Here is a 23,010-nt window from a genome sequence, read left to right as displayed (position 1 = left end):
ATTTAACAAAAACTATAGTTATAAAATGCTGATATGTTAAAATTATCACAAATATTTAATATTTGAATTTTAAAACTATAAATAATATGGAAAATAAACAAAGAAAAGCAATATCACTAATATCTGGTGGTCTTGACTCAATGCTTGCTACAAAACTTATGTTAGAGCAAGGAATACATGTTGAAGGTATAAATTTTTTTACAGGTTTTTGTGTCGAAGGGCATACTCATGCGATCCGTAAACATGATAAAGAAAAACAAAAAAGAAACAATGCTCTATGGGTTGCTGAGCAACTTGGTATAAAGCTACATATCATAGATGTTATAGAAGAATACAAAGATGTACTTCTAAATCCTAAATATGGCTATGGCGCAAATATGAATCCATGCCTTGATTGTAAAATTTTTATGGTACGTAAAGCAAAAGAATGGGCTATAGAAAATGGTTTTGACTTTATCATAACAGGTGAGGTTATTGGTCAAAGACCAATGTCACAACGTAGAAGCACTATGCCAGTTGTACAGAAACAATCAGGTATTGATGATCTACTTCTTAGACCTCTTAGTGCGAAAAACTTACCAGAGACAAAACCTGAAAGAGAAGGTTGGGTTGATAGGTCTAAATTAATGGGAATCACAGGTCGTGGTAGAAAAGAGCAAATGAAAATGGCTCGTGATTGGGGCATCGAAGATTATGCTTCTCCTGCCGGCGGCTGTTGTTTCCTTACAGATAAACAATACTCTGATAAGCTAGTTGATCTATGGCAAGCACGTAACTCAAAAGAGTATGAGTTTGATGATATTATGCTTCTAAAAGTTGGTAGACATCTTCGTTTCAAGCCTGAGTATAAATTGATAATTGGTCGTGAAGAAGGTGAGAACAACTATTTAAATGGCTATAAAAATCAATTTACTCATGTGTATTGCTCATCACATTCAGGACCGTTAATATTAATAGATGGTGATTTTGATAAAGCAGATGAAGAGTTTACGGCAAGTGTCTTAGGTAGGTTTACTCAAGGTAAAAGTGCTGATACAGTGACTATGGTATTTAACTATACTGATGGAACAAGCAAAGAAATAGTTGTAAAACCTATGCCAGCGGATGAAATTAAACAGGAGTGGTATATATAATATGAAAGAATTAAGTCTTGAAAGATTATTATGTCCTATGCCTGTGATTAAAACACAAAATGCTTTAAGAAGCATGGCTTCAGGAGAACAGTTAAAAGTTGTATGTACTGATCCTGGCACTATGCATGATATACCTGCTTGGTGTAAGGTAAATGATTATATACTTGTTAAAGCAGAACAAGTAGAAGATAAGTATGAATTTATAATCGAGGTGAAATAGTGGATCATTCAGTTTTAAATGTATTAGTTTGTCCAGTATGTAGATCAAATTTACATTATGATAAAGAAAATAAAGTTTTAATTTGTAAGGCTGATAAGCTAGCCTATCCAATTAGAGAAAATATTCCAGTAATGTTAGTTGAAGAAGCAAAAAAATTAACTCTTGAAGAGGTGAAAAAGTATGGCTAATATCCATGTTGTAATTCCAGCACGACTTAAATCAACTCGTCTACCTGGAAAAATGCTTGCTGATATAGCTGGTAAGCCAATGATTCAAAGAGTTTATGAGCAAGTGTCAAAGTCAAAGTTTGATAGCATAATTATTGCCACAGACTCTCAAGAGATTAAAGAAGTTGCAGAAGGATTCGGTGCAAAAGTAATCTTAACAAGGGATGATCATGAATCTGGCACAGATAGGATTGCTGAAGCTGTTACTAGTTTAGGATTTAATGATGATGATATCGTTGTTAATGTACAAGGTGATGAACCTTTAATTCCTGTTGAAAATATTGAGCAAGCAGCACAGCTGCTTATTGATAAGTCAGATGCTGTAGTTTCAACTCTTTGTGAAAGAATCTCAGATGCTGAAGATATATATAATCCTAATAACGTTAAAGTAGTGTTTGATAAGAATAATTATGCTTTGTATTTTAGTAGGGCTTCTATTCCTTTTGAAAGGGGATATTCTGAAAATCAAGAAGTTAATATCTCAGAATTTTTTAGACATATAGGTATTTATACGTATAGAGTAGGTTTTTTAAAGCATTATGCTGAATTGACTGTATCACCTATTGAGAACTATGAGGCTTTAGAACAGCTTAGAGTTTTATATAATGGTTATAAAATAGCGGTTGATCAAGCTCTAAAACCGACTCCAGCTGGTGTTGATACTCAACAAGATTTAGAAAAAATAAGGAAGCTTTTTTATGTTTAAACTAGATGCGCGCTTAGAAGCTGATACTTTTGAAGTTTGTGAATATTTAGATTGTAAAGTTTTAGTGATGAATAACTCTACTGTACCATGGTTTATAGTAGTACCTTTTACAGATAGAACCGAGTGGTATCAGCTTGATGATTCGGTTCAGTACAATGTGAATAAGATAATGAATAAACTCTCTGAGTTTCTTATTAAAGAATATAAAGTAGATAAGTTAAATGTAGCAACCTTAGGTAATGTAGTTAGTCAGATGCATTTACATGTGGTAGGGCGCTTTGAAACTGATCCAGCTTGGCCAGCTCCAGTATGGGGGAATATTGAATCTAAGCCATATACAGAACAAGAAAAAAGTAACTTAGTAGATAAGCTTAGAAAGATATTTTAGATTTTATGTGTTCCTTGGCAAGCTTTTGAGATATAAAAGTTTGGTCTTATATTAAATTTTGCATAGTAATTTTTCTCTAGGTGATTACTATATTCTTTAACAATCTTACTTGGCAAAAGATGTATTGTAGAACCACCAAAACCACCACCAGTCATTCTACCTCCATAAACTCCATCAAACTCTCTTGATAAGTCAACTAGATAGTCTAGCTCATCACAACTAACTTTATAGTCATTTTTTAGCGAATTATGTGATTGATACATTAACCTTCCTAAGCTTTGCCAATCTTTAGATTGCATTGCTTTAGTAGCGTCAATTACTCTTTGATTTTCTGTAAAGACATGTAGTGCTAATTTATAATCTTCTTCAACAAAATTGGCTTTAGTATGCTCAAGTTTTTGAGTATCTAGCTCTCTTAGTGATTTTATATTATTAAATTTCGCAACATTTTCACAGACTTGTCTACGTTTATTATAAGCAGACTCTGCTAAGTTATGCTTTATATTTGTATCAGCAATCAATATAGATACTTCATCAAGCTCAAAAGGGATATTTGTATAATTATCATTATTACAATCAATCATGGTTGCAGAATTTTTTTGTGAAAATATGCATGCCATTTGATCCATAAGACCACATTTAGTACCTATGTAGTCATGCTCTACTTTCTGTGCAATTTTTGCAAGGTTAAGTTTAGAGATATTCAACTTGTAAATTTCATTATAAGCATACGCTATTGCTGTATTTAACGAAGCTGACGAAGATAGTCCTGCACCAAAAGGTAAATCACTAAATATATAAATATCAGCACCTTTAATATCAGCTGAGAACTCATCTTTAATAATATTTATAGTACCTTTTATATAGTTTTGCCAAGTATTAGATAGTACTTGTTTTATATCATCTATATTAAATGAAGCGGAGTCATCTAAGTTTTCACTATAAACATTAATTATACTGTCATCTCTTTTCGTAATAGCAATAAATGTTCCTTTATCTATAGCAAACGGCATTACAAAGCCATTATTGTAGTCAGTATGCTCACCTATCAAATTAACTCTACCAGGTGAAAAAAACATCTCAGGATCGGCTTTGTATAGTGTTTTAAAACGGCTAACTAAATTATCTTTAATACAACTCATAATTATAGCTCTCTTAATACTTGTGCTGCTAGCTCAGGTGTAATATCTCTTTGAGACTCACCAAGCATTTCAAAACCGACCATAAATTTTTTAACAGTAGCAGAACGTAATAAAGGTGGATAAAAATGTGCGTGAAGTTGCCAATAATCACTTTCTTTAGCGTCTATTGAGCCATGCCATCCCATAGAGTAAGGAAATGATGTATCAAAGAGTTTATCGTATTTTGCCAATAACTGCTTAAGAGCATTTGCTAGAGATTTTTTTTGCTCGGAGTTTAAGTGATTGAGGTGTGAGCATTTAAATTTTGGTAAAAGTAATGTTTCATACGGCCATGTCGCCCAAAATGGTACAACAACTATCCAATCATTATTTTGATAAGCTATTCTCTCTTTTTCATTAATTTCTCTATTTACATAATCTAGAAGCATATTTGACTTATTTTTCTCAAAATATTCTTTTTGAGAAAGTTGCTCTTTTTGGGCTTCTGTAGGTAAGAAATCACAAGCCCATATTTGTCCATGAGGATGAGGATTTGAACAGCCCATAATAGAGCCTTTATTTTCAAAAACTTGTACCCATTGGTATTTTTTACTTAAGCTTGCTACTTCATCAGACCAGAGATCAACCACTTTAATTATATCTTGCTCTTGCATTGAAGCCATCGTGAGATTATGTTTTGCAGAGAAACAGATAACTTTTGCAATACCAGTAGCACCACTAACTTGGAATAGATCATCATTTACCTCAAGATCTTTAGATATTTTTTCTTTAGATAAAGCTGAAAAATCATTTTCAAAAACAAATGTTTCTGTGAAGTTTGGATTTGTCTCACCATTTGCTCTAGTATTGCTAGGACATAAGTAACATTTTTCATCATATTCAGGTAGAGAATTCTTCTGAGTTTCTTCAGATTGGCCTTGCCAAGGTCTATTTAATCTATGAGGTGATACTAAGATCCATTCGTTAGTTAATATGTTTTTTCTACGGTGAGATAACTTTATTTGAGAAATCATTTGTGAAATATTGATAGGCATTTGTAATAAAAAATGTTGTTTTGTATTTTATGTATAGTATATCATCATAATTATGATGTATTAACTAAATTTAATATTTAAACAATATAGGAAATAGGATATGCAAAATACAAATAAAATAAATTTTGTAGTCATTCGCGTGGCTATAATAGCAGCTTTAGCTGGATTATTATTTGGTATGGACATTGGTTATGTAAATGGTTCTTTAACTTTTATATCAGAAACTTTTGGTTTAAGTGTTGCCGAAAGTGGTCATGTTTCTAGTGTTTTACTACTTGGGGCTGCTTGTGGGGCTTTAGTTAGTGGATTTCTATCGAAGCATTACGGTCGTAGAAAAGTATTGCTAATTGCGGCCGCTATTTTCTCTATTTTTACAATTGTTGGTATTTTTTCTCCTAATTATGAAATCTTTATTGGTTCTAGGTTTGTATTAGGTGTAGCAGTTGGTATAGCATCATTTATAGCGCCTTTATATTTATCTGAGATAGCTCCAAAGGAGTTCAGAGGAGCTTTGATAGCTTTATATCAATTAATGATAACAATTGGTTTATTTTTGGTGTTTTTAACAAACTCTGCTCTAGAAAATACAGGCTCTTGGAGAATTATGCTATCAGTGTTAGCTGTTCCTTCAGTAATAATGTTTTTTGGCTGCTTAACTTTGCCAAGAAGTCCTAGATGGCTTGTTTTGAAAGGTAATGATGAGGAAGCAGCTTTAGTTCTTAAAAAAATAAGATCTTGTGAAGTAAAAGCATTAGAAGAGCATAAAGAAATTAAGCAAACTACTCATCAAGGCGTAAGTATATTTTCTTTACTTAAGAAAAAGTTTTTTATAAAAGTGGTGTTGTTGGGTATAGCTCTTCAAGCATTTCAACAGTTTACTGGTATGAATGCGTTTATGTACTACTCAACAGATATCTTTAAATTAGCAGGTTTTACTAATCCTTCGACATCTACGATTGTTATTGGGTTATTAAATATGTTAACAACATTTTTAGCTATTAAATATGTTGATAAGTTTGGCCGTAAGCCAATTTTATACTTTGGATTAAGTTTACTTATAATCTCTTGTATTGTGGTAGGATTTATATTTAAAACACATTTTGTTTATGGTCAAGCTATGGTTTTATCGCAAGCTTTACAATGGACTGCCTTAATATTCTGTTTATTATTTATTTTTGGTTTTGCGATATCAATGGGACCAGTTATTTGGATTTTATGTTCAGAGATTCAGCCTATAGAAGGTAGAGACTTTGGTGTTACAGCTTCGACTATGAGTAACTGGATCTGTAATGCTATTATTGGTAATTTTGCTCTTACTTGGTTAACATTCCATCCAGATAATACATTCTTTGGTTTTGCGATATCTTGTATGGTTTGTGTGTTATTCGTTAAATTCTTTGTGCCTGAGACAAAAGATGTTTCTCTAGAGGAAATTGAAAATAATCTCAGAGCAGGTAAGTCTTTAGCAAAAATTGGTCGTTAATAAATTTTATTAAAAATAATGGAGATATAATGGAAGCACAAAAAGAATATAAAAGGATAGTATTTCTAATTGCTATAATAGCAGCATTAGGAGGTTTGCTATTTGGTTTAGACCAAGGGTTTATAGCCAATGCAGGAACAACGCTCGATCATATTTATAATATGGAGCCTGGAAGTATTGCTGAGGGTAAATTTAATGCTATATTAGCTTATGGTGGTATCTTAGGTACAATATGTAGCGGCTTTTTTACTAGATATTTTGGTAGAAAAAATACATTATTGATTGCTGGATTTTCATTTCTTATTGGAGCTTTAGTATCTTCTCTTTTACCTCCTTTAAATATACTTACTGCTTGTAGGTTTATACTTGGGTTTGGTGTTGGTCTAGCTTCTTTTGCAACTCCTTTATATTTAGCAGAGACAGCACCTAAAGAAATAAGAGGTGCGATGTCATCATTATTCCAACTAATGATAACATTTGGTATATTCTTGATATGCTTGGTTAACGTTGTGATTGTTGAAACATCTGGACATACAAAAATATCGTTAACTTTAATGTTTAGTGTTATTACATTATTCGCTTTTCTAATGTTTGTAGGTTGTTTCTTTTTACCTAAAAGTCCTAGATGGCTTATGATGAAAGATAGAGAAGGAGAGGCAAGAGCGGTATTAGCAAGACTTAGAAACAAGGATGAGATTGATAGAGAAATTCTAGAGATGAGTCAAAATGATAAGCAAGAGTCTCATTCTGTCAAACAAGTATTAAGTAAAGGCTTCTTCTGGAAGATACTTATTGTTGGTGTGGTAATTCAAATGTTCCAACAATTAGTAGGTATTAACGCTATGATATATTATGCACCAAGCTTTCTTCAAGGAGCTGGGTTAAATATTATCCTCGCTGGGTTAGCTGTATTTTTAGTAAACTTTCTTTCAACATTTCCTGCGATTCGTTGGGTTGAGAAATGGGGTAGAAAAAAGCTATTAACAGTAGGTGCTTTAATAATGGCGATAGCTCTTATAGTTGTGGCTGTATGTTTTTATGCTATTGATGTTGCTCATATTAATTCAGAATTCCCTAAATATATATTATTGATTGCATGTTTGGTTTATATCTTTGGTTTTGCTTGTTCTTGGGGACCTGTAGCATGGATTATCTGTTCAGAGATATTTCCTCAAAATGTCCGTGAGTTTGGTATGACTATTACAACTATTATTAACTGGACTTTTGTTTGGATAGTTGTAGCATATTCAAATGTAATAATGGGCGCAGGAGTTTGGGGTAAGCCAATGATATTTATTAGCTATGCTATATTCTGTATTATCGCAATAGTCTTCTTAAAATTATTTGTACCAGAAACAAAAGGTGTTAGTTTAGAAAAAATTGAAGATAATCTTGTATCTGGTAAGAAACTTCGTAATCTAGGCCAATAGCTAGCTCTTAATAAAGTTGTATATTTCTCTTAAATAATGTATCCTTTGCATTGTAATTATTAATAGTTAAATCAAAAAACAAGGAACTATAATTATGAAAGCTTCAGCTAGGCATTTACTAGTGCAATCAGAATCTGAGTGTCAACAAATTAAAAAGGACATAACTGAAGGTAAAATCACATTTGAAGAAGCTGCTAAAAAGCATTCTCTATGCCCATCTGGTGCTAGAGGTGGTGATTTAGGTACTTTTTCTCAAGGGCAAATGGTTCCTGAATTTGACAGGGTAGTATTTAACGATGAACTAAATAAAGTTCATGGTCCAGTTCAAACTCAATTTGGTTATCATCTATTAGAAATTACATCTCGCGGATAATTTAAATTTCTTATAATTTTCAAATTATTAATAAGATTTCTCATAATAAAAATTACGGATAAAAATGAATTCTGAAACTAAAAAAGATTTTAGTCAGCTTGGACTAAGTCAAGATATCGTAGATACTGTTATTAAATTAGGGTATGAAAATCCTACACCTATTCAACAGTATGCTATTCCATATATCTTATCGGGTAGAGACGTGCTAGGACAAGCACAAACGGGTACAGGTAAAACAGCAGCATTTGCATTACCTCTAATAAATAATATGGACTTTGACTCTAGAGATAGAGCTCCACAAGTTTTAGTATTAGCTCCAACTAGAGAATTAGCTATACAAGTTGCTGAGCAATTTGAGGCTTTTTCAAAAAATGTTCCAAATCTTGATGTTGCATGTATCTATGGCGGCCAAGAATATGGTTCTCAAATTAGAGCTCTTAAAAAGGGTGTCAAGGTAGTAGTTGGTACTACAGGTCGTGTGATGGATCATATAGAAAAAGGTACATTACAACTAGATAATCTAAGAGCGCTAGTATTAGATGAAGCTGATGAAATGCTTAGAATGGGCTTTATTGACGATGTAAAATTTGTATTAAGTCATGTCTCTGATGAATGTCAAAGGTTACTTTTCTCAGCAACAATTCCTACAGATATTGCTGATATTATACAGGAATATCTTAGAAACCCTTGTAAAATTCAAGTAAAAGCAAAAACAAAAACAGCTAACACTGTAACTCAAAAATTTATAGTGATTAAAGGTTTTAGAAAAATAGATGCTTTAGATAGATTACTTGAAGTTGAAGAAACTGATGGTGTTATTATCTTTGTTAAAACTAAGACTAGCACTATAGAAGTCGCTGATAATTTAAAAGCTCTTGGATATAAAGTTGCAGCTATAAATGGTGATATGCAACAATCTCAAAGAGAGTATATCGTTGATCAATTTAGAAGTGCTAAATCAGATATCTTAGTAGCTACGGATGTGGTTGCTAGAGGTATTGATCTTGAGAGAATTTCTCATGTAATTAACTATGATATGCCTGGTGATACAGATACTTATGTACATAGAATCGGTCGTACAGGTAGAGCTGGTCGTGAAGGTACTTCTATCTCTTTAGTTCCTCTAAAAGAGATGCGATTCTTACGTATCCTAGAAAAATTTACAGGCTCACCAATGCAAGAAGTCTTTATGCCAAGTGCAAAAGATTTAGCAGATAGTAGAATAGAGAACTTTAAAGCTAGAATAACTTCAGCGATAGATAAAAATAAATCTTTAGATAAATATAAAGATGTTATCACAAGTATTCGTGATGAGTTAGAGCTTGATTCAGATGAGCTTTTAGCTGTATTAACATTACTTGCTCAAGATAAGAAGTCTTTTTTCCCTAGAGAAATTCAAGCTAGAGATGATAAGCCTCGTAGAGATAGAAGCTTACGTGATAATCGTAGAGATAATGATAGATTTGAGCGTAGTAGAGGCGACCGTAATGACAGAAATGATCGTGGTGGCGATAGAAATAGCCGTTTTGATAGATCTGAGAGAAAGCCTCGTAGAAGTGTGAATATTGATTTAACTACATACAAGCTTGAAGTTGGACGTGATAATGATGTTCAGCCTAGAAATATTGTAGGTGCTATAGCTAATGAAGGAAATATCGATAGTAAACATATTTGTAATATTTCTATTCAGAAAGATCATACTTTAGTAGATTTACCGTCAAACTTATCACCAAAAGTTGTAGAACATCTTAAAAAAGTATGGGTTGCAGGTAAAAAATTAAATATTACAGCTCAATAAAAAATCAGATTTTCTAAAAGCAAGCTTTTGCTTATATTTTCAAATATTTATTAAGATATACATCATAAAATATTAATCTTTTTTTAAAGAGTAATATATAAAATTAGTTGAGTTTATTCTATTTGTTTAATGAAACCTGTATAATTCATCAAACTATCTATCTAATTATAATTTTTACAAATGAGTAACTATATTTTTATAGTTTCTGCGCCATCAGGTGCTGGTAAAAGTTCTTTATTAAAAGCTTTTTTAGAAACAAAAATAGGTAAAGAGAATTTTGCGGTAGCTACTTCTCATACAACTAGAGCTCCTAGAGCCGGTGAAACAAATGGTAAAGAGTACCACTTTGTTTCGGTCCCAAAGTTTGAAGAAATACTTAAAGAAGACGGCTTTATTGAATATGCTAAAGTTTTTAAAAATTACTACGGGACATCAAAAGCAGAAATTGATAGATTACTTGCTGAAGGTAAGAACATAATACTTGAAATTGATTGGCAGGGAGCTCAACAAACTCGAGTAATATATGGTTCTAAAGCAAAGAGTATATTTATACTTCCGCCTTCTATGGATGAGTTAAGAAAGCGCTTAGAATCTAGAAATACAGACTCTAAAGAGACTATTGACTATCGAATGGACCAAGCTGAAGCTGAGATTTCTCATGCAAGTGAGTTTGATTATCAGCTAGTTAATGATGATTTTAGTCAGTCCTTAGAGCAATTATGTAAATATTTCGAAGAAAATATCCAAAGTTAAAAAAGGAGCATTTGGATGTTAAATCAAAAACTGATAAAAGAAAAAATATCACAGGCTAGGACTGAGTTACCTAGTTTAAAGATTGAAGATGCTGAAAAACAAAAGTATATTGATGAAATAAAAGATTTATTAAAACAAAATAATGCTTGTTTGGTAGCTCACTATTATGTGGATGCAGAAATCCAAGAGTTAGCAGAGCAAACGGGAGGTTTTGTTGGAGACTCTCTTGCGATGGCTAAGTTTGGCTTAGAAAGTGATAATGATACTTTAATTGTAGCAGGTGTAAGATTTATGGGCGACTCAGCTAAAATCCTTAGTCCTGAGAAAAAAGTCCTAATGCCAACTTTAGAGGCGGAATGTTCATTAGATTTAAGTTGTAATAATGGTGAGTTTGAGAAGTTTATAAAAGAGCATTCAGATAGGGTTGTTGTAGTATATGTGAATACTTCAGCAGAGATAAAGGCTTTAGCTGATTGGACTGTTACTTCTTCAAATGCTCTAGAGATTTGCTCTTATCTACATAAGCAAGGCAAAAAAATTCTATGGGGACCAGATAGGTTTCTAGGTGATTGGATCGCAAAACAAACAGGTGCTGATATGTTATTATATGATGGTAGCTGTATTGTACATGAAGAATTTAAAGCCCAAGCGTTAGATGATTTAATGTTAGAGTATCCAGAAGCTGCTGTTTTAGTTCATCCAGAGTCTCCAGCTGAAATTGTAAAAAGAGCTGATGCTGTTGGTTCTACTTCACAACTAATAGCGGCTAGTCAAAATATGGATAATGATAAATTTATAGTTGCTACTGATACTGGTGTTTTCTATAAAATGAAGCAGTTATCACCACATAAAGAGTTCATTCCAGCTCCTACAGCTGGTCGTGGAGCTACTTGTCAATCATGTGCTAAATGTCCATGGATGAAGTTAAATCAATTGAAGAATTTAAGAGATTGTTTAGTATCGCAAAATAATCAAATTTTTGTAGATGAAAATGTGAGACAGAAAGCTCTTATCCCTCTAAATAGAATGATAAATTTTTAGGAAAGTTCAATGTCTAAAATAATGCTAAATAATAATCAAATAGCTGAAGTTCCTAGTAATCTTATTCAAAGATTAGTAAAAGAAACTTTAGCAGAAGATGTAGATAGTGGTGATATCACAGCACAATTAGCTCAGGATATTAATACTACAGCTTTTTGTATCACTCGTGAAGATATGATTCTTTGTGGTCAACAATTTGCTAATGAAGTTATAAGACAGGTTGATAAAAATATTCAAATAATATGGTTTTATGATGATGCTCAAAAAATCCCAGCAGGTCAGAAAATATTTGAATTAAAAGGCAATGCTAGAAGTATTCTCACAGTTGAAAGGACTATGTTAAATTTTATTCAAATGCTTTCGGCAACTGCTACAGCTACAAATAATCTAGTTAAACTAATATCTAACTATGAAACTAAACTACTTGATACTCGTAAGACTATTCCTGGTTTTCGTTTAGCACAGAAATATGCAGTTAAATGTGGAGGTGGTTTTAATCATCGTATAGGTTTATTTGATGGTTATTTGATCAAAGAAAATCATATTCGTTCTACTGGTGGTATATCTCAAGCTGTTGCAAAAGCTAAACAATTAGATAGTAGTAAAGTTGTAGAAGTTGAAGTTACAAGTTTAGATGAGTTAAACCAAGCGATAAATGCTGGAGCAGATATTGCTATGCTGGATAATTTTCCAATAGAAGACATTTACACAGCTGTTGGTCTTGCTAAAGATAAAGTTGCATTAGAGGTTTCTGGTAATATTGATAGTAATTCTATACTAGAAATGGCGAAAACAGGAGTTGATTTTATATCTGTAGGAGCACTTACTAAGCACATTAAAGCTATAGATTTATCTATGCAGGTTCAGATATAAAAATGATTACTAAAAACCATGATATTGCTATAGTTGGCGGAGGCTTAGCTGGAGTAGTTGCTGCTATAGAATTAGCTGAGAAAGGTTTAGATATAGCTGTTATTTGTAATAAGCCTGTTAATTTTTGTGCTAGTTCATATGCTCAAGGAGGTATAGCAGCAATAATTTCTAAGGAAGACTCTATAGAGTCACATGTTGGTGATACTTATATTGCAAGTGGCAATATTGCAAATCTTCAAAGTATAGAGCAGGTTGTAAAAAACTCAAACCATTCAATAAAATGGCTTGAACAACATGGCGTTGAATTTGATAGAAAAAATGATGGAACTTATAGCTTACACTTAGAAGGAGGGCATTCGTTACCAAGGATATTACATATCAAAGATTATACTGGAAGAGCAATTATATCGAAATTATATGAGAGACTTTGCAGTTTTCAAAATATAACTATATATTCAGAACATGAAGCATTCAAACTAATAAAAAAGGATAATAAATGTATAGGCGTATATGCTTATGATACTAAATATCAAGTAGTTAAATTTATAACTAAAAAAGTCATATTAGCATCTGGTGGCGCATCAGGATTATATAAATATGTAACTAATTATACAGCTGGTACAGGCGCTGCAATGATTATGGCATATGATATTGGCTGTAAGTTGGAAAATTTGGAGTTTACACAATTTCATCCTACTTGTTTTTTTGGCAAAGAGGGTAAGCCTATTTTAATTTCTGAAGCTATTAGAGGTAGTGGAGCTGTTTTAGAGACAGAAAAAGGTGTAAGGATTATGAAGTCAGTCCATGAAAAAAAAGATCTTGCACCTCGAGATATTGTAGCTAGACAGATTTATATAAATATGCAAGCTGGTAGAGATATCTATCTAAATGCGACTCATTTAAATACTAGTCAGTGGCAAGATAAATTTCCCTATATATATGAGAAGTTATTAGATAATAATATAGATCCAACTATAGATAGAATTCCGATATCTCCCGCAGCTCATTATAGCTGTGGTGGAATTAGTGTTGATGAAAATTCACATACAGCTATCCAGGGTTTATATGCTGTTGGAGAAGTTTCTTGTACTGGCTTACATGGAGCAAATAGGTTGGCAAGCAACTCCTTATTAGAGTGTGTTGTATACGCACTAGAGGCTAGTAAACATATACTGGACAATCTTGAAGAAACTTTTGTTCAAAATAATGGAACATTAGAGTTGTTTGACTCAAAAAAAGATTATTCTCAAAATATAGCTGAGCTTAGACAAATAATGTGGGATAATGTTGGCTTGGTTAGAAGACAGTCTGAGTTAGAAGAGGCTTACCGACAAGTTAGTTTGTTTGAAAGTGCTATAGATAATGATACTGTTTTAGATAGCTTAGACATTAATTTAGAAAACTATAGAAAAATTTTAAAAATGGCTAAACTTACCATACAAAGTGCTTTAGCAAGAAAAGAGAGTATAGGAAGTCATTATTTAAGAAGTTAATAAATATAAGTAAAGGTATAAGTTCAAACTATGAGAGATAAGATATTTTCAATTCCTAAAGTCGTACTTCATGATCATCTTGATGGCGGTGTACGAGCTAGTACTATCGTCGATTTAGCTAGAAAATATAATATAAATTTACCTAAGAGCTCAGAGAAAGAACTCGCAGAGTGGTTTTATGAGCAGTTCTCATCTAAAGATTTTAATAAATGCTTTGATGCATTTAATATAGCATGTGCTGTTATGCAGACAGAAGAAAGTATTGAAAGAGTTGCTTTTGAGTTTGCACAAGATCATGCTTTAGATAATGTAATCTATGTAGAGGCAAGGTTTTGTCCTTATTTTCACACAGCAAAAGGTTTAACATATGATCAGATTATCAAAAGTATAGCTAGAGGATTTGATAAAGCGAAGCATGAGTATGGTATAGACTCAGGTATATTAGTATGTGGAATGTATCATCTTGATGATGATATTAATTTAGAGATAGCTGAACTATGTATTAAACATGATGAAGTTGTTGGCTATGACTTTGCGGGTATGGATATTGATGGAAGTCTATCCCAAACATTACCTAAAACTGTGGAGTTTTTACAACAAAATAGTATTAGTTTTACAGTTCATAGTGGTGAATTCTCAAATATTGAAAACATTAAAGATAGTATTTTAAGTGGAGCAAAGAGAATTGGTCACGCATGTAATCTTTATAAAACTACAGATACTGATACTTTAAGAGAAACTATAGCACTATTTATTGACAGAGGTATACATATTGAGTCAAATGTAAGTAGCAATCTAGCATTAGGACTAGTAGATAGTTTTGAAAATCACCCATATCAAAGAATGCTCGGTGATGAAATTAGTATAGCTCTAAATACGGATGATAGATTAATGTTAGAAGGTATAACTCTTACGGATGAATATACTTTAGCACATCAGAAAAATAATTTGTCTTTTTCAAATATAGTTGTGATGAATTTAAATGCTGCAAAAGCTGCTTTTGCTAAAGACGAAATCAAAAATAAGATAGTCAAGAAAGTAAAGAGTTTTGCTGAGGCAAATATATTGTAATCATATTTTTAAGCTTAATATTCTATAAAATTTTACTTTTAAAAAAATATACAAGTTATTTTGTTTATGTTTTTACTTATTTCAGACTTTTAAATTTTTTTATAAAACATTATATTATAAAAATAATATTTTACATTTTATAAATAATAATGAAGAAAATTACAGTAATTGTTTTAAGTTTTGTCTGCTTTTGCTCGTCATTTGCTATGGCTCATAATAATGCCAAACAACCATCTGTAGAAAGTTATAGAACTAAAATTATAAATGCCGATCAGCAGATTATTCAATTAATAGCTGAACGTAAAGGATGGCGTAAAAAAATGTTAAAACTTGAGAAGAAACAAAATCTACCAAGTTATGATCCATTTAAGGATAGTTCATTAGAAAAAACACGAACATCTTTTGCAATACAATATGATGTTTCTCCTAAGTTAGTAGATCAAGTTTTTAATATATTAAATACGCAGGATTTACAAACTGCAGATCAAAGTTTTTAATAAAATATATAGGTGAGGTAAAAGTAGTATATGTCTATTTATAAATTTAAGCTTATAGCTAATGATGGAACAGAATTTTATTTACCAAGAAATAAAGTTCTTTTAATTGTTAATGTGGCTAGTAAATGTGGTTTTACTAAACAGTATAAAGGTTTACAACATTTGCATGAAAAGTATCCAGAATTAGAAATTATAGCATTTCCTTGTAACTCTTTTGGTGGACAAGAACCTGGTAGTGATGATGAAATTAAAGAATTCTGTGAAACTAATTTTCATGTTACATTCCCTATTATGCAAAAAACGAAAGTTAATGGTAAAGATTCAGAACCTTTATTTAACTATTTAAAAGAACATGCTAAAGGAATATTAGGGACTGAAAGAATAAAGTGGAATTTTACTAAGTTTTTAGTCTCAAAAGATGGTAAAACAGTTCAAAGATATGCGCCAAAGACAATTCCTGAAGATATAATTCCTGATATTGAAAATTTTTTAAAAGATTAATTTTTCTTAGTATATAAACTCTCTAAATACTTACCTAATTAACATATAGCTATAGAATACTTGGCTTTAGAAGTTTGCTTCAGTAAAATTTTAAAGATTAGTATGCATATGCGTAACTAAAAATTTAAGCTTATAATATTTTTTAATCTAAAATAATTCAGGAGTTAAAAGTGATTTCATCATCTCTTTCTTATATATCATCATTACTATTAATATGTAGTGTAATTGTACTTATCTCTAGTAAGTCTAAGTCAAAAATATTTGAGTATTTCCCAGCTATTGTAATAATATATTTTTTGATAGTAGTATTATCAATATTTGGTTTATGGAATACAAATTCTATAGAGATTAAACAAACTAAATCTCAACTTGAAGGAATAATATTACCTATAATGTTATTTCTGATGCTTATTCGTTGTGATATTAGAGTTGTAATTAAGCTCGGAAGAAAATTATTAATAGCATTTTTTGGGGCAAGCATTAGTATAATGATTGCTTTTATCATTATGTATTTAACTATTGGTAAACATATATCACCGGATGCTTGGAAAGGGTTCTCAGCATTATCAGCTAGCTGGATGGGTGGTACTGGTAATATGATTGCAGTTAAGCAAGCTCTTAATACTCCAGACAATCAGATGGGATATATCCTTCTGACAGATTCAATAAGTTATACTATTTGGTTTGCATTTTTATTTGCTCTTATATCTCGAGCAAATGTTTTTGATAAATGGACAAAAGCAGGATCATTAGATGAACATATTAGTAAGGTTGATATTCAAGATCCTTATAATCTCAAAGGAGATATTAATTTTGTAGGTATTTTTTTATTGTTAGCTATAGCATTCACAGCTACAGATATCTCAAGTATAGTTGCAACTTATTTACCTCAAACTGCACTTATTTCGACAAAGACTTGGACTATTTTAATAGTGACTTTCTTAGGGTTTATAGGAGCAATGACACCTATAGCTAAAATAAGAAGTGATAGTATTATTGCGAGTATATTTTTATATTTCTTAGTAGCTTTAATAGCATCAGGATCATCATTTAAAGGATTCTCCGAGGCTCCAATATATATAGCTTGTGGAATAATGATTTTAGTTATTCATGCTATAATAATGACAATTATAGCTAAGATATTTAAATTAAATTTAGCAATGTGTTCTATAGCATCATTAGCTAATATTGGTGGTATAGCAGGGGCTCCTATCTTAGCAAGTGCTTATAGTAGAAGTTTAGTTTCTATAGCTGTGGTTATGGCATTACTTGGCTTTTTAGTAGGGACTCAAGGTGGTTTAATTGTTGCTAAAATACTTTCAGGATTCGCAATATGAGTAAAATAGTAGATATAAAAACATCTATAGTAAAAATAGCTCTTAAAAGAACATTTGTAACAGCTGTACGAAGTACAAATCATATTGATGCGTTAGTTGTTGAGTTAATTCTAGATAATGGGATCAAAGGCTACGGCGTAGCACCTGCAACAACCGCAATTACTGGTGATACATTACAAAGTATGCAATATATTACTAATGAAATCTTTGCTCCAGTTATTAAAGGTTCTAATTTAGCTGATTATGAAGAAACTCTAAAACAAGCCTTTAAAAGAGTTATGTTTAATCCAGCTGCAAAGATGGCTATTGACTTAGCATTTCATGATTTATTGGCAAAACAAAAAAATCTTTCTGTAGCAAATTTTCTCGGAGCTAAAAATAATATTATTGAAACAGATGTATCTATAAGTTGTGGTACAGTTGCTGAGACAGTTGAAAATGTTCAAAATGGTGTAGAAGCTAATTTTACAGCAATTAAAGTTAAAACTGGTGCAGACTATAATAGGGATATAGAGTTACTTAAAGCTCTTGATAATGAGTTTGATAGAAGCATAAAATTTAGGTTTGATGCTAATCAAGGCTGGAGTGTAGCAGAGACGAAACAGTTTATTGAAGAGCTAAATAAATATAGTTTAAATGTTGAGATAATTGAGCAGCCAGTTAAATACTATGATATTTCAGCAATGCGAGAAATAACCCAATTTAGTAATATTTCAATAGTTGCTGATGAGTCTGTATTTGACGCTAATGATGCTAAACGAGTCATAGATGAAAGAGCTTGTAATATGATAAATATAAAGCTTGCAAAATCTGGAGGCATTCTAGAAGCTAAAAGAATTAAAAAGCTTGCAGATGCTGCTGGTATACCATGTATGGTAGGCTGTATGATGGAGTCACCTGCGGGAATTTTAGCTACAGCAAGTTTTGCATTAGCTGAAAATATCACGGTAGCTGATCTTGATCCTTTAGATTGGGTTGCGAAAGATATCTATAGTGGTTATATAACTTTTAATGAACCAAATATTATTTTAAAAGATAATTTAATCGGATTTGGTTATAATTTCTAAAAATATATAAATGTTTGTTAATAGATGAAAACAGACAAAGTGATGGTTCTAGTTCATGGCTTTATTAAAAATAGTAAAGACATGCGAACTTTAGCAGGCTTTTTTAAACAGCATTATGATGAGATTATATCTATAGATTTACCGACTACTTTTGTAACTATGGATGTTGCAGTTACTAAGTTATGTCAAGTAATAGAAAATATTCCAAAGACAAAATATATTACTTTCTTAGCCCATAGTATGGGAGGGATAATAGTTTGTAAATGTATAGATAAATTGCAGCTTAAAAATATTGAAAAATGTGTGTTCATAGCTACGCCATTTAGGGGTTCAAAAATTGCTGACTTTGGCGACAAGATTCCTTTTTATTCTAGAATATTAAAACCAAATAAAGAGTTAAAAGTCACTGATAGCTATATTGATGTGTGTAATAAGGTATCTGCTAAATTTCCAGTAGGCTTAATTGCAGGCAATAAGCACTCAAAATTTAACCTTTTAGCAAGGCTTTGTTTTAATAAAGATAATGATGGATTAGTTGAGATAGATTCTGTATTTGCTATAAATAGTGATGATAGAATAATTTTGCATAAAAATCATGGAGAAATTCATCATGATATTGAGACGCTTAATAAAGTAGATCTTTTTTTAAAAACGTTAAGTTTCGAGTAAATCTTATATTAGCTTAATCGTATATATTAAATATATTTAATTAATTATATAAATATCTTAGTATTGGGATTAATCTGCTAATGATAATTCTGGAGCGGCAAAAGAACTGTCTTCTTGATATTCTACCTCATGTGCAAGATAAGCAAAGCTTGTTGTTGAAAATAGTATAAGTGTACAAGATGTTAAAAAAGTTTTTATCATTGATTCCCTCTTTATTGTTTTTTTTGCTAAAAAGCGGGCATAATTATTTCATTCCTCTGATAAGATGTTAAGTCAATATTATTTATTTGGTATATTAGTTTTATTTATAAGTAAAAAATAATTAGTTTTTAGATAGAGGAATAAAAGCTTTATTGTTAAAGCGTACAATTGGACTGAGTATATAAATAAAAGGAGATAAGAATGAGTATGAAAAAAATACTTTTAGTAGGGTGGAATCCAGAGTCAGTAGATTATTCAAGATATCCTGGAATGAATCCAGAAAAGCTTCGTAGTGTTCTTGAGGGAGATTTACAAAAGTTAAACGATATCGGCTATGATGCACATATGGGTTATATCACTAGTGAGGCAACAGCCGTTAAAGAGGTTTGTAATATCCTTTCTAACAACATTTTTGATATTATTTTGATAGGTGCTGGCGTGCGTAAGGATGATAGTTGTTTTCTTCTATTTGAAAAGCTAGTAAACGTCGTTCATGAGCATGCAACTTCTGCAAAAATATGTTTTAACACTGGACCAACAGATAGTGTTGAAGCTGTTCAGCGTTGGGATATCTAATCTTAATAAATATTGTCTTATATTTCTAAAAATACTAATTTGTCTTTGATTTAAAATTTTTTTAAGTGTAAATTTAAATTATTAGCATAAGCTAATTTGGGATTAAATATGAAAAGTCACAAAAGTTTAAAGCTATTTGGTTTAATAATATTAATCGCTCCTATTGTCTGTATAGCTCACGAACATCAACATTCATCAAATCAGTATGGTTATATTATAAGAGATAATGATGGAGTAAATATTACTAATAAAATCTTATCAGAGAGATCTCCTTATTGTAGTAGTTATAAGGGTAATTATTTTGCTATTGCAAATGATGCTAATCTAGGTCAAGAAAACTCATCATATATGACAATAAAAACTAATAGTGAGGATTGTATTATTATTAGTAATGGTATCCCTAATCATGCTTATGATGATGCTAAAGAGGGAGCTTTTCCAAATAAAGTAGTACCACAATATCAGATATTTATAGTTTCTAGAAATCCAAAACAATTAGACAAACTAACGCCTTTATCTTTAAGAATGGATAATGCAGTTATGCTTAATGGTGTTAAGGTAGATCTGCTCGCAGCAGGTTGTTATGGAGTGGGTGATGGTAAGATCGGTTGCTTTAATCCAAATACAAAGTGGCGTTATAATCCAGCATATGAAGGTTCAGATTTTATAATGGATAGTCATCATGCACATTCTCAACCTGACGGAACTTATCATTATCATGCTTCACCTAATGCATTATTTAAAGATAACTCATCAGTTGAATCTCCAGTGATAGGTTTTGCAGCTGATGGTTTTCCAATTTATGGTAGTTATATTAAAAAAGATGATAAGATTGTAGCTGTTAAATCTAGTTATCAACTAAGAAAAGGTAATCGTCCGGATGCTCCAGATAGCCCTGGTGGAAAATATACAGGAGAGTTTATCGATGATTATCAATATGTACCAGATAGTGGTGATTTAGACAAATGTAATGGTATGACATATGAGGGTCATTATGGATACTATGTTACCAAAGGATATCCTTATATTATTAACTGTTTCAAAGGTACTCCAAATAAATCTTTTATGAAAAAACCTCCTGAGAGAAGATTATAAAAATTCATCATATCAAAGTTTATATCTTTAGCTTATTATATTTAATATAGAATAGTTTTTAGGTCTATAGATATGACTTTTCTAACAGAAAAACAGAATCGTGAAATTGAAGAATATGCTATTTCTCAAGGATTAAACCTAATCGAAAATGCTTCAGATGAAATCGTTAAACTTATTTGTGCTAAATTTGATAAACAGAATAAAGTATTAGTAATCGTAGGTTCAGGTAATAATGGTAGTGATGGAATTGCTGCTGCTATTAAACTCTATAATAAAGGTTATAATGTTGACGTTTATCGAGTTTTTCCAAAAGGAAATCAAGACAATCAAAACTATTATCAAGAGTTTTCAAAGTTAAAAGCTCCTTTAGAAAAGTTGCCAGATATTAGTAGTTATGATGTCGTAATCGATGGAATATTTGGTATAGGATTAGATAGGAATCTAGAAGGGGATATTTTAGAGATTGTCAAAACTATAAATCAAGATGGGAAATATATATTAGCAATAGATGTACCAAGTGGTTTAGGTGCTTTTAATGCTAAAGTTTACGGTGAGGCAACCCAAGCTAGACAGACAATTACATTCTTAGCAGATAAGCAAGGGCTACATACTGGAGATGGTTTAGATTATGCTGGTAAAATAACTGTTAAAGAGTTAATTAATAGTGAAAACATCAAAATTAGCCAGTCAGAGTATCAAGTTTATAAAAATCATATTCAAGATATAAATCTCGATAATATCCTTAGAAAAAGGAAAAATACTAATAAAGGTACTTATGGCAATCTAGCTATAATTGGTGGTAATGTTGGTATGAATGGGGCTTTGCAGTTAGCTGGTAAAAGTTCACTATATAGTGGTTGTGGTAAGATCTCAATGGTCTCTCTAGATAAAGACTTTCGTGCTGATATGTCTATGCCTGAACTAATGACAAAATCCCTAGATGATATTCCTAAAAATCTAAATACTTTCTCAGCTTTGGTAGTAGGTGTTGGTTTTGATACAACCGATGATTCTCAACAAGTCTTAGAACTTATAATTAATTTTAAAACTCAACCTGCAATTTTTGATGCAGATGCTTTAAATATAATCGCAACAAATCAGCAAATTAGAGAAAAGTTTATTAATTTAGAAAATAAAATAATAACACCACATCCAGCAGAAGCAGCAAGATTACTTGGTTGTACTACCAAAGAAATTCAAGATGATAGGTTTGCTGCAGTTAGAGCTTTAGCTAAAAAATATAATACTACAGTCGTACTAAAAGGAGCTGGAAGCCTAATTTGTAAAGATAATCAAATCTATATCAATGCTACAGGTAATCAAGGTATGGCAGTAGCAGGGCAAGGCGATGTATTATCTGGGATTATTGGAGCATTTTTAGCTCAAGGTTTAGATACTCTATCAGCAAGTAGATTAGCTGTATATATCCATGGTTTAGCTGGAGATAATCTAGTGAAAAAGCTAGGTGGCTATATTGGGATATTTCCTAGTAGAGTGATTGAAGAGGTTTGTGAGGTTTTGAATAAGTTATGAGTGTTTGCTGTATGAAACCATATTTGAAAAAAGTAGAATACTCTCAAGAGAATATGCAAATTAGCTTTATATTTAGTGATGGATATAAATTTACCAAAGATGTTCCTAATAATTGTCATATCTCATTAAAAAATGATGATATTCCAGATGAGTATAATACTATAAAAAAGCACTTTGTTTTATTTTTAGAGGATCTCCCTAATTTGCAAAATTATAGTAATATGAATGGAACTTGGTTGAATACAATTTTCTTTGAACAGTCACCTCTACATATAATAAAAGAAAAACAAATAGGGCTGTCCTAGATAAATTTACTTTAAACTCTCTCTAACCCAGTGTCTAATTAGCTTTAGCTGTTCCTTAGAATCA

The 23,010-nt window shown here is 31.4% G+C and carries 25 protein-coding genes; 23 read left to right on the top strand and 2 right to left on the bottom strand.

All coding sequences use genetic code 11. From position 1 onward, the window contains the following. Window positions 1–86: 86 nt before the first annotated feature. The 5 genes from R8535_RS07215 to R8535_RS07195 are packed head-to-tail and all read left to right on the top strand — an operon-like array spanning window position 87 to window position 2,674. On the top strand, window positions 87–1,133 hold the full coding sequence (locus R8535_RS07215; RefSeq protein WP_329497852.1) for a tRNA (5-methylaminomethyl-2-thiouridylate)-methyltransferase: 1,047 nt from the start codon (window positions 87–89) through the stop codon (window positions 1,131–1,133). A 1-nt stretch (window position 1,134) separates the two neighbouring features. Then, complete coding sequence (locus tag R8535_RS07210; protein ID WP_329497853.1) at window positions 1,135–1,353, top strand: sulfurtransferase TusA family protein; 219 nt, start codon at window positions 1,135–1,137, stop codon at window positions 1,351–1,353. Further along, window positions 1,353–1,541, top strand: coding sequence for a Trm112 family protein (locus tag R8535_RS07205; RefSeq protein WP_329497855.1), 189 nt, complete (start codon window positions 1,353–1,355; stop codon window positions 1,539–1,541). The genes R8535_RS07210 and R8535_RS07205 overlap by 1 nt, the downstream gene beginning before the upstream one ends. Continuing rightward, window positions 1,534–2,286 (top strand): 3-deoxy-manno-octulosonate cytidylyltransferase, encoded by a 753-nt coding sequence (gene kdsB / locus R8535_RS07200; RefSeq protein WP_329497857.1) that lies wholly within the window; start codon window positions 1,534–1,536, stop codon window positions 2,284–2,286. Before R8535_RS07205 ends, kdsB begins: the two co-directional genes overlap by 8 nt. Continuing rightward, window positions 2,279–2,674, top strand: a complete 396-nt coding sequence (locus tag R8535_RS07195; RefSeq protein ID WP_329497859.1) for an HIT family protein — start codon at window positions 2,279–2,281, stop codon at window positions 2,672–2,674. Before kdsB ends, R8535_RS07195 begins: the two co-directional genes overlap by 8 nt. Here R8535_RS07195 and R8535_RS07190 read toward each other — a convergent pair. Continuing rightward, complete coding sequence (locus tag R8535_RS07190) at window positions 2,671–3,819, bottom strand: galactokinase (protein ID WP_329497892.1); 1,149 nt, start codon at window positions 3,817–3,819, stop codon at window positions 2,671–2,673. The two genes, R8535_RS07195 and R8535_RS07190, sit on opposite strands and share 4 nt — an antisense overlap. After that, window positions 3,819–4,844: a UDP-glucose--hexose-1-phosphate uridylyltransferase gene (locus R8535_RS07185; RefSeq protein ID WP_329497894.1), complete on the bottom strand. Its 1,026-nt coding sequence runs from the start codon at window positions 4,842–4,844 to the stop codon at window positions 3,819–3,821. Before R8535_RS07185 ends, R8535_RS07190 begins: the two co-directional genes overlap by 1 nt. Before the next feature lie 106 nt (window positions 4,845–4,950). Between R8535_RS07185 and R8535_RS07180 the strand changes: the two genes are divergently transcribed. From R8535_RS07180 to R8535_RS07095, 18 genes are all read left to right on the top strand, one after another. Then, the gene (locus R8535_RS07180; RefSeq protein ID WP_329497861.1) at window positions 4,951–6,333 is read left to right on the top strand and encodes a sugar porter family MFS transporter; all 1,383 of its coding nucleotides are present in this window, start codon (window positions 4,951–4,953) and stop codon (window positions 6,331–6,333) included. 29 nt (window positions 6,334–6,362) lie between these two features. Next, the gene (locus tag R8535_RS07175) at window positions 6,363–7,763 is read left to right on the top strand and encodes a sugar porter family MFS transporter (protein WP_329497863.1); all 1,401 of its coding nucleotides are present in this window, start codon (window positions 6,363–6,365) and stop codon (window positions 7,761–7,763) included. A gap of 94 nt (window positions 7,764–7,857) precedes the next feature. After that, window positions 7,858–8,136 carry a peptidylprolyl isomerase gene (locus R8535_RS07170; RefSeq protein ID WP_329497864.1) on the top strand — a complete coding sequence of 93 codons (279 nt, stop codon included), beginning with the start codon at window positions 7,858–7,860 and terminating at the stop codon, window positions 8,134–8,136. A gap of 64 nt (window positions 8,137–8,200) precedes the next feature. Continuing rightward, complete coding sequence (locus tag R8535_RS07165; RefSeq protein WP_329497866.1) at window positions 8,201–9,934, top strand: DEAD/DEAH box helicase; 1,734 nt, start codon at window positions 8,201–8,203, stop codon at window positions 9,932–9,934. 180 nt (window positions 9,935–10,114) lie between these two features. After that, on the top strand, window positions 10,115–10,687 hold the full coding sequence (gene gmk, locus R8535_RS07160) for a guanylate kinase (RefSeq protein WP_329497869.1): 573 nt from the start codon (window positions 10,115–10,117) through the stop codon (window positions 10,685–10,687). Window positions 10,688–10,702: 15 nt separating this feature from the next. Continuing rightward, window positions 10,703–11,728, top strand: a complete 1,026-nt coding sequence (nadA, locus tag R8535_RS07155; protein ID WP_329497871.1) for a quinolinate synthase NadA — start codon at window positions 10,703–10,705, stop codon at window positions 11,726–11,728. 9 nt (window positions 11,729–11,737) lie between these two features. Beyond that, entirely contained in the window at window positions 11,738–12,601 is an 864-nt protein-coding gene (gene nadC, locus R8535_RS07150) for a carboxylating nicotinate-nucleotide diphosphorylase (protein ID WP_329497872.1), read from the top strand. A gap of 2 nt (window positions 12,602–12,603) precedes the next feature. Next, on the top strand, window positions 12,604–14,094 hold the full coding sequence (gene nadB / locus R8535_RS07145; RefSeq protein WP_329497874.1) for an L-aspartate oxidase: 1,491 nt from the start codon (window positions 12,604–12,606) through the stop codon (window positions 14,092–14,094). A gap of 30 nt (window positions 14,095–14,124) precedes the next feature. Next, window positions 14,125–15,165: an adenosine deaminase family protein gene (locus R8535_RS07140; protein WP_329497875.1), complete on the top strand. Its 1,041-nt coding sequence runs from the start codon at window positions 14,125–14,127 to the stop codon at window positions 15,163–15,165. Window positions 15,166–15,371: 206 nt separating this feature from the next. Further along, complete coding sequence (locus R8535_RS07135) at window positions 15,372–15,662, top strand: chorismate mutase (RefSeq protein WP_329497896.1); 291 nt, start codon at window positions 15,372–15,374, stop codon at window positions 15,660–15,662. Window positions 15,663–15,692: 30 nt separating this feature from the next. Continuing rightward, window positions 15,693–16,163 carry a glutathione peroxidase gene (locus R8535_RS07130; RefSeq protein ID WP_329497876.1) on the top strand — a complete coding sequence of 157 codons (471 nt, stop codon included), beginning with the start codon at window positions 15,693–15,695 and terminating at the stop codon, window positions 16,161–16,163. Window positions 16,164–16,333: 170 nt separating this feature from the next. Continuing rightward, window positions 16,334–17,500: a DUF819 family protein gene (locus R8535_RS07125; protein ID WP_329497879.1), complete on the top strand. Its 1,167-nt coding sequence runs from the start codon at window positions 16,334–16,336 to the stop codon at window positions 17,498–17,500. Beyond that, window positions 17,497–18,567: a dipeptide epimerase gene (locus R8535_RS07120; RefSeq protein WP_329497881.1), complete on the top strand. Its 1,071-nt coding sequence runs from the start codon at window positions 17,497–17,499 to the stop codon at window positions 18,565–18,567. The genes R8535_RS07125 and R8535_RS07120 overlap by 4 nt, the downstream gene beginning before the upstream one ends. A gap of 24 nt (window positions 18,568–18,591) precedes the next feature. Further along, window positions 18,592–19,236: a lipase family alpha/beta hydrolase gene (locus R8535_RS07115; protein WP_329497882.1), complete on the top strand. Its 645-nt coding sequence runs from the start codon at window positions 18,592–18,594 to the stop codon at window positions 19,234–19,236. Window positions 19,237–19,638: 402 nt separating this feature from the next. Then, window positions 19,639–20,013 carry a hypothetical protein gene (locus R8535_RS07110; RefSeq protein ID WP_329497884.1) on the top strand — a complete coding sequence of 125 codons (375 nt, stop codon included), beginning with the start codon at window positions 19,639–19,641 and terminating at the stop codon, window positions 20,011–20,013. A gap of 108 nt (window positions 20,014–20,121) precedes the next feature. After that, window positions 20,122–21,108: a YHYH protein gene (locus R8535_RS07105; RefSeq protein ID WP_329497886.1), complete on the top strand. Its 987-nt coding sequence runs from the start codon at window positions 20,122–20,124 to the stop codon at window positions 21,106–21,108. A gap of 72 nt (window positions 21,109–21,180) precedes the next feature. Further along, a complete protein-coding gene (locus tag R8535_RS07100; protein ID WP_329497888.1) occupies window positions 21,181–22,641 on the top strand; it encodes an NAD(P)H-hydrate dehydratase in 1,461 nt (486 codons plus the stop codon). Window positions 22,642–22,652: 11 nt separating this feature from the next. After that, complete coding sequence (locus R8535_RS07095) at window positions 22,653–22,946, top strand: hypothetical protein (protein WP_329497890.1); 294 nt, start codon at window positions 22,653–22,655, stop codon at window positions 22,944–22,946. The last annotated feature ends 64 nt before the right edge of the window (window positions 22,947–23,010 follow it).

This window comes from Francisella sp. 19S2-4, assembly GCF_036281795.1.
Classification (GTDB): domain Bacteria; phylum Pseudomonadota; class Gammaproteobacteria; order Francisellales; family Francisellaceae; genus Francisella.
This window is presented reverse-complemented; position numbering and strand designations above follow the sequence as displayed.

What these genes read in the sequence shown, in the direction of transcription:
- R8535_RS07215 (WP_329497852.1), top strand. Translation starts at nt 87, where the DNA reads ATGGAAAATAAACAAAGAAAAGCAATATCACTAATATCTGGTGGTCTT.
- R8535_RS07210 (WP_329497853.1), top strand. Translation starts at nt 1,135, where the DNA reads ATGAAAGAATTAAGTCTTGAAAGATTATTATGTCCTATGCCTGTGATT.
- kdsB (WP_329497857.1), top strand. Translation starts at nt 1,534, where the DNA reads ATGGCTAATATCCATGTTGTAATTCCAGCACGACTTAAATCAACTCGT.
- R8535_RS07195 (WP_329497859.1), top strand. Translation starts at nt 2,279, where the DNA reads ATGTTTAAACTAGATGCGCGCTTAGAAGCTGATACTTTTGAAGTTTGT.
- R8535_RS07180 (WP_329497861.1), top strand. Translation starts at nt 4,951, where the DNA reads ATGCAAAATACAAATAAAATAAATTTTGTAGTCATTCGCGTGGCTATA.
- R8535_RS07175 (WP_329497863.1), top strand. Translation starts at nt 6,363, where the DNA reads ATGGAAGCACAAAAAGAATATAAAAGGATAGTATTTCTAATTGCTATA.
- R8535_RS07170 (WP_329497864.1), top strand. Translation starts at nt 7,858, where the DNA reads ATGAAAGCTTCAGCTAGGCATTTACTAGTGCAATCAGAATCTGAGTGT.
- R8535_RS07165 (WP_329497866.1), top strand. Translation starts at nt 8,201, where the DNA reads ATGAATTCTGAAACTAAAAAAGATTTTAGTCAGCTTGGACTAAGTCAA.
- gmk (WP_329497869.1), top strand. Translation starts at nt 10,115, where the DNA reads ATGAGTAACTATATTTTTATAGTTTCTGCGCCATCAGGTGCTGGTAAA.
- nadA (WP_329497871.1), top strand. Translation starts at nt 10,703, where the DNA reads ATGTTAAATCAAAAACTGATAAAAGAAAAAATATCACAGGCTAGGACT.
- nadC (WP_329497872.1), top strand. Translation starts at nt 11,738, where the DNA reads ATGTCTAAAATAATGCTAAATAATAATCAAATAGCTGAAGTTCCTAGT.
- nadB (WP_329497874.1), top strand. Translation starts at nt 12,604, where the DNA reads ATGATTACTAAAAACCATGATATTGCTATAGTTGGCGGAGGCTTAGCT.
- R8535_RS07140 (WP_329497875.1), top strand. Translation starts at nt 14,125, where the DNA reads ATGAGAGATAAGATATTTTCAATTCCTAAAGTCGTACTTCATGATCAT.
- R8535_RS07135 (WP_329497896.1), top strand. Translation starts at nt 15,372, where the DNA reads ATGGCTCATAATAATGCCAAACAACCATCTGTAGAAAGTTATAGAACT.
- R8535_RS07130 (WP_329497876.1), top strand. Translation starts at nt 15,693, where the DNA reads ATGTCTATTTATAAATTTAAGCTTATAGCTAATGATGGAACAGAATTT.
- R8535_RS07120 (WP_329497881.1), top strand. Translation starts at nt 17,497, where the DNA reads ATGAGTAAAATAGTAGATATAAAAACATCTATAGTAAAAATAGCTCTT.
- R8535_RS07115 (WP_329497882.1), top strand. Translation starts at nt 18,592, where the DNA reads ATGAAAACAGACAAAGTGATGGTTCTAGTTCATGGCTTTATTAAAAAT.
- R8535_RS07110 (WP_329497884.1), top strand. Translation starts at nt 19,639, where the DNA reads ATGAGTATGAAAAAAATACTTTTAGTAGGGTGGAATCCAGAGTCAGTA.
- R8535_RS07105 (WP_329497886.1), top strand. Translation starts at nt 20,122, where the DNA reads ATGAAAAGTCACAAAAGTTTAAAGCTATTTGGTTTAATAATATTAATC.
- R8535_RS07100 (WP_329497888.1), top strand. Translation starts at nt 21,181, where the DNA reads ATGACTTTTCTAACAGAAAAACAGAATCGTGAAATTGAAGAATATGCT.
- R8535_RS07095 (WP_329497890.1), top strand. Translation starts at nt 22,653, where the DNA reads ATGAAACCATATTTGAAAAAAGTAGAATACTCTCAAGAGAATATGCAA.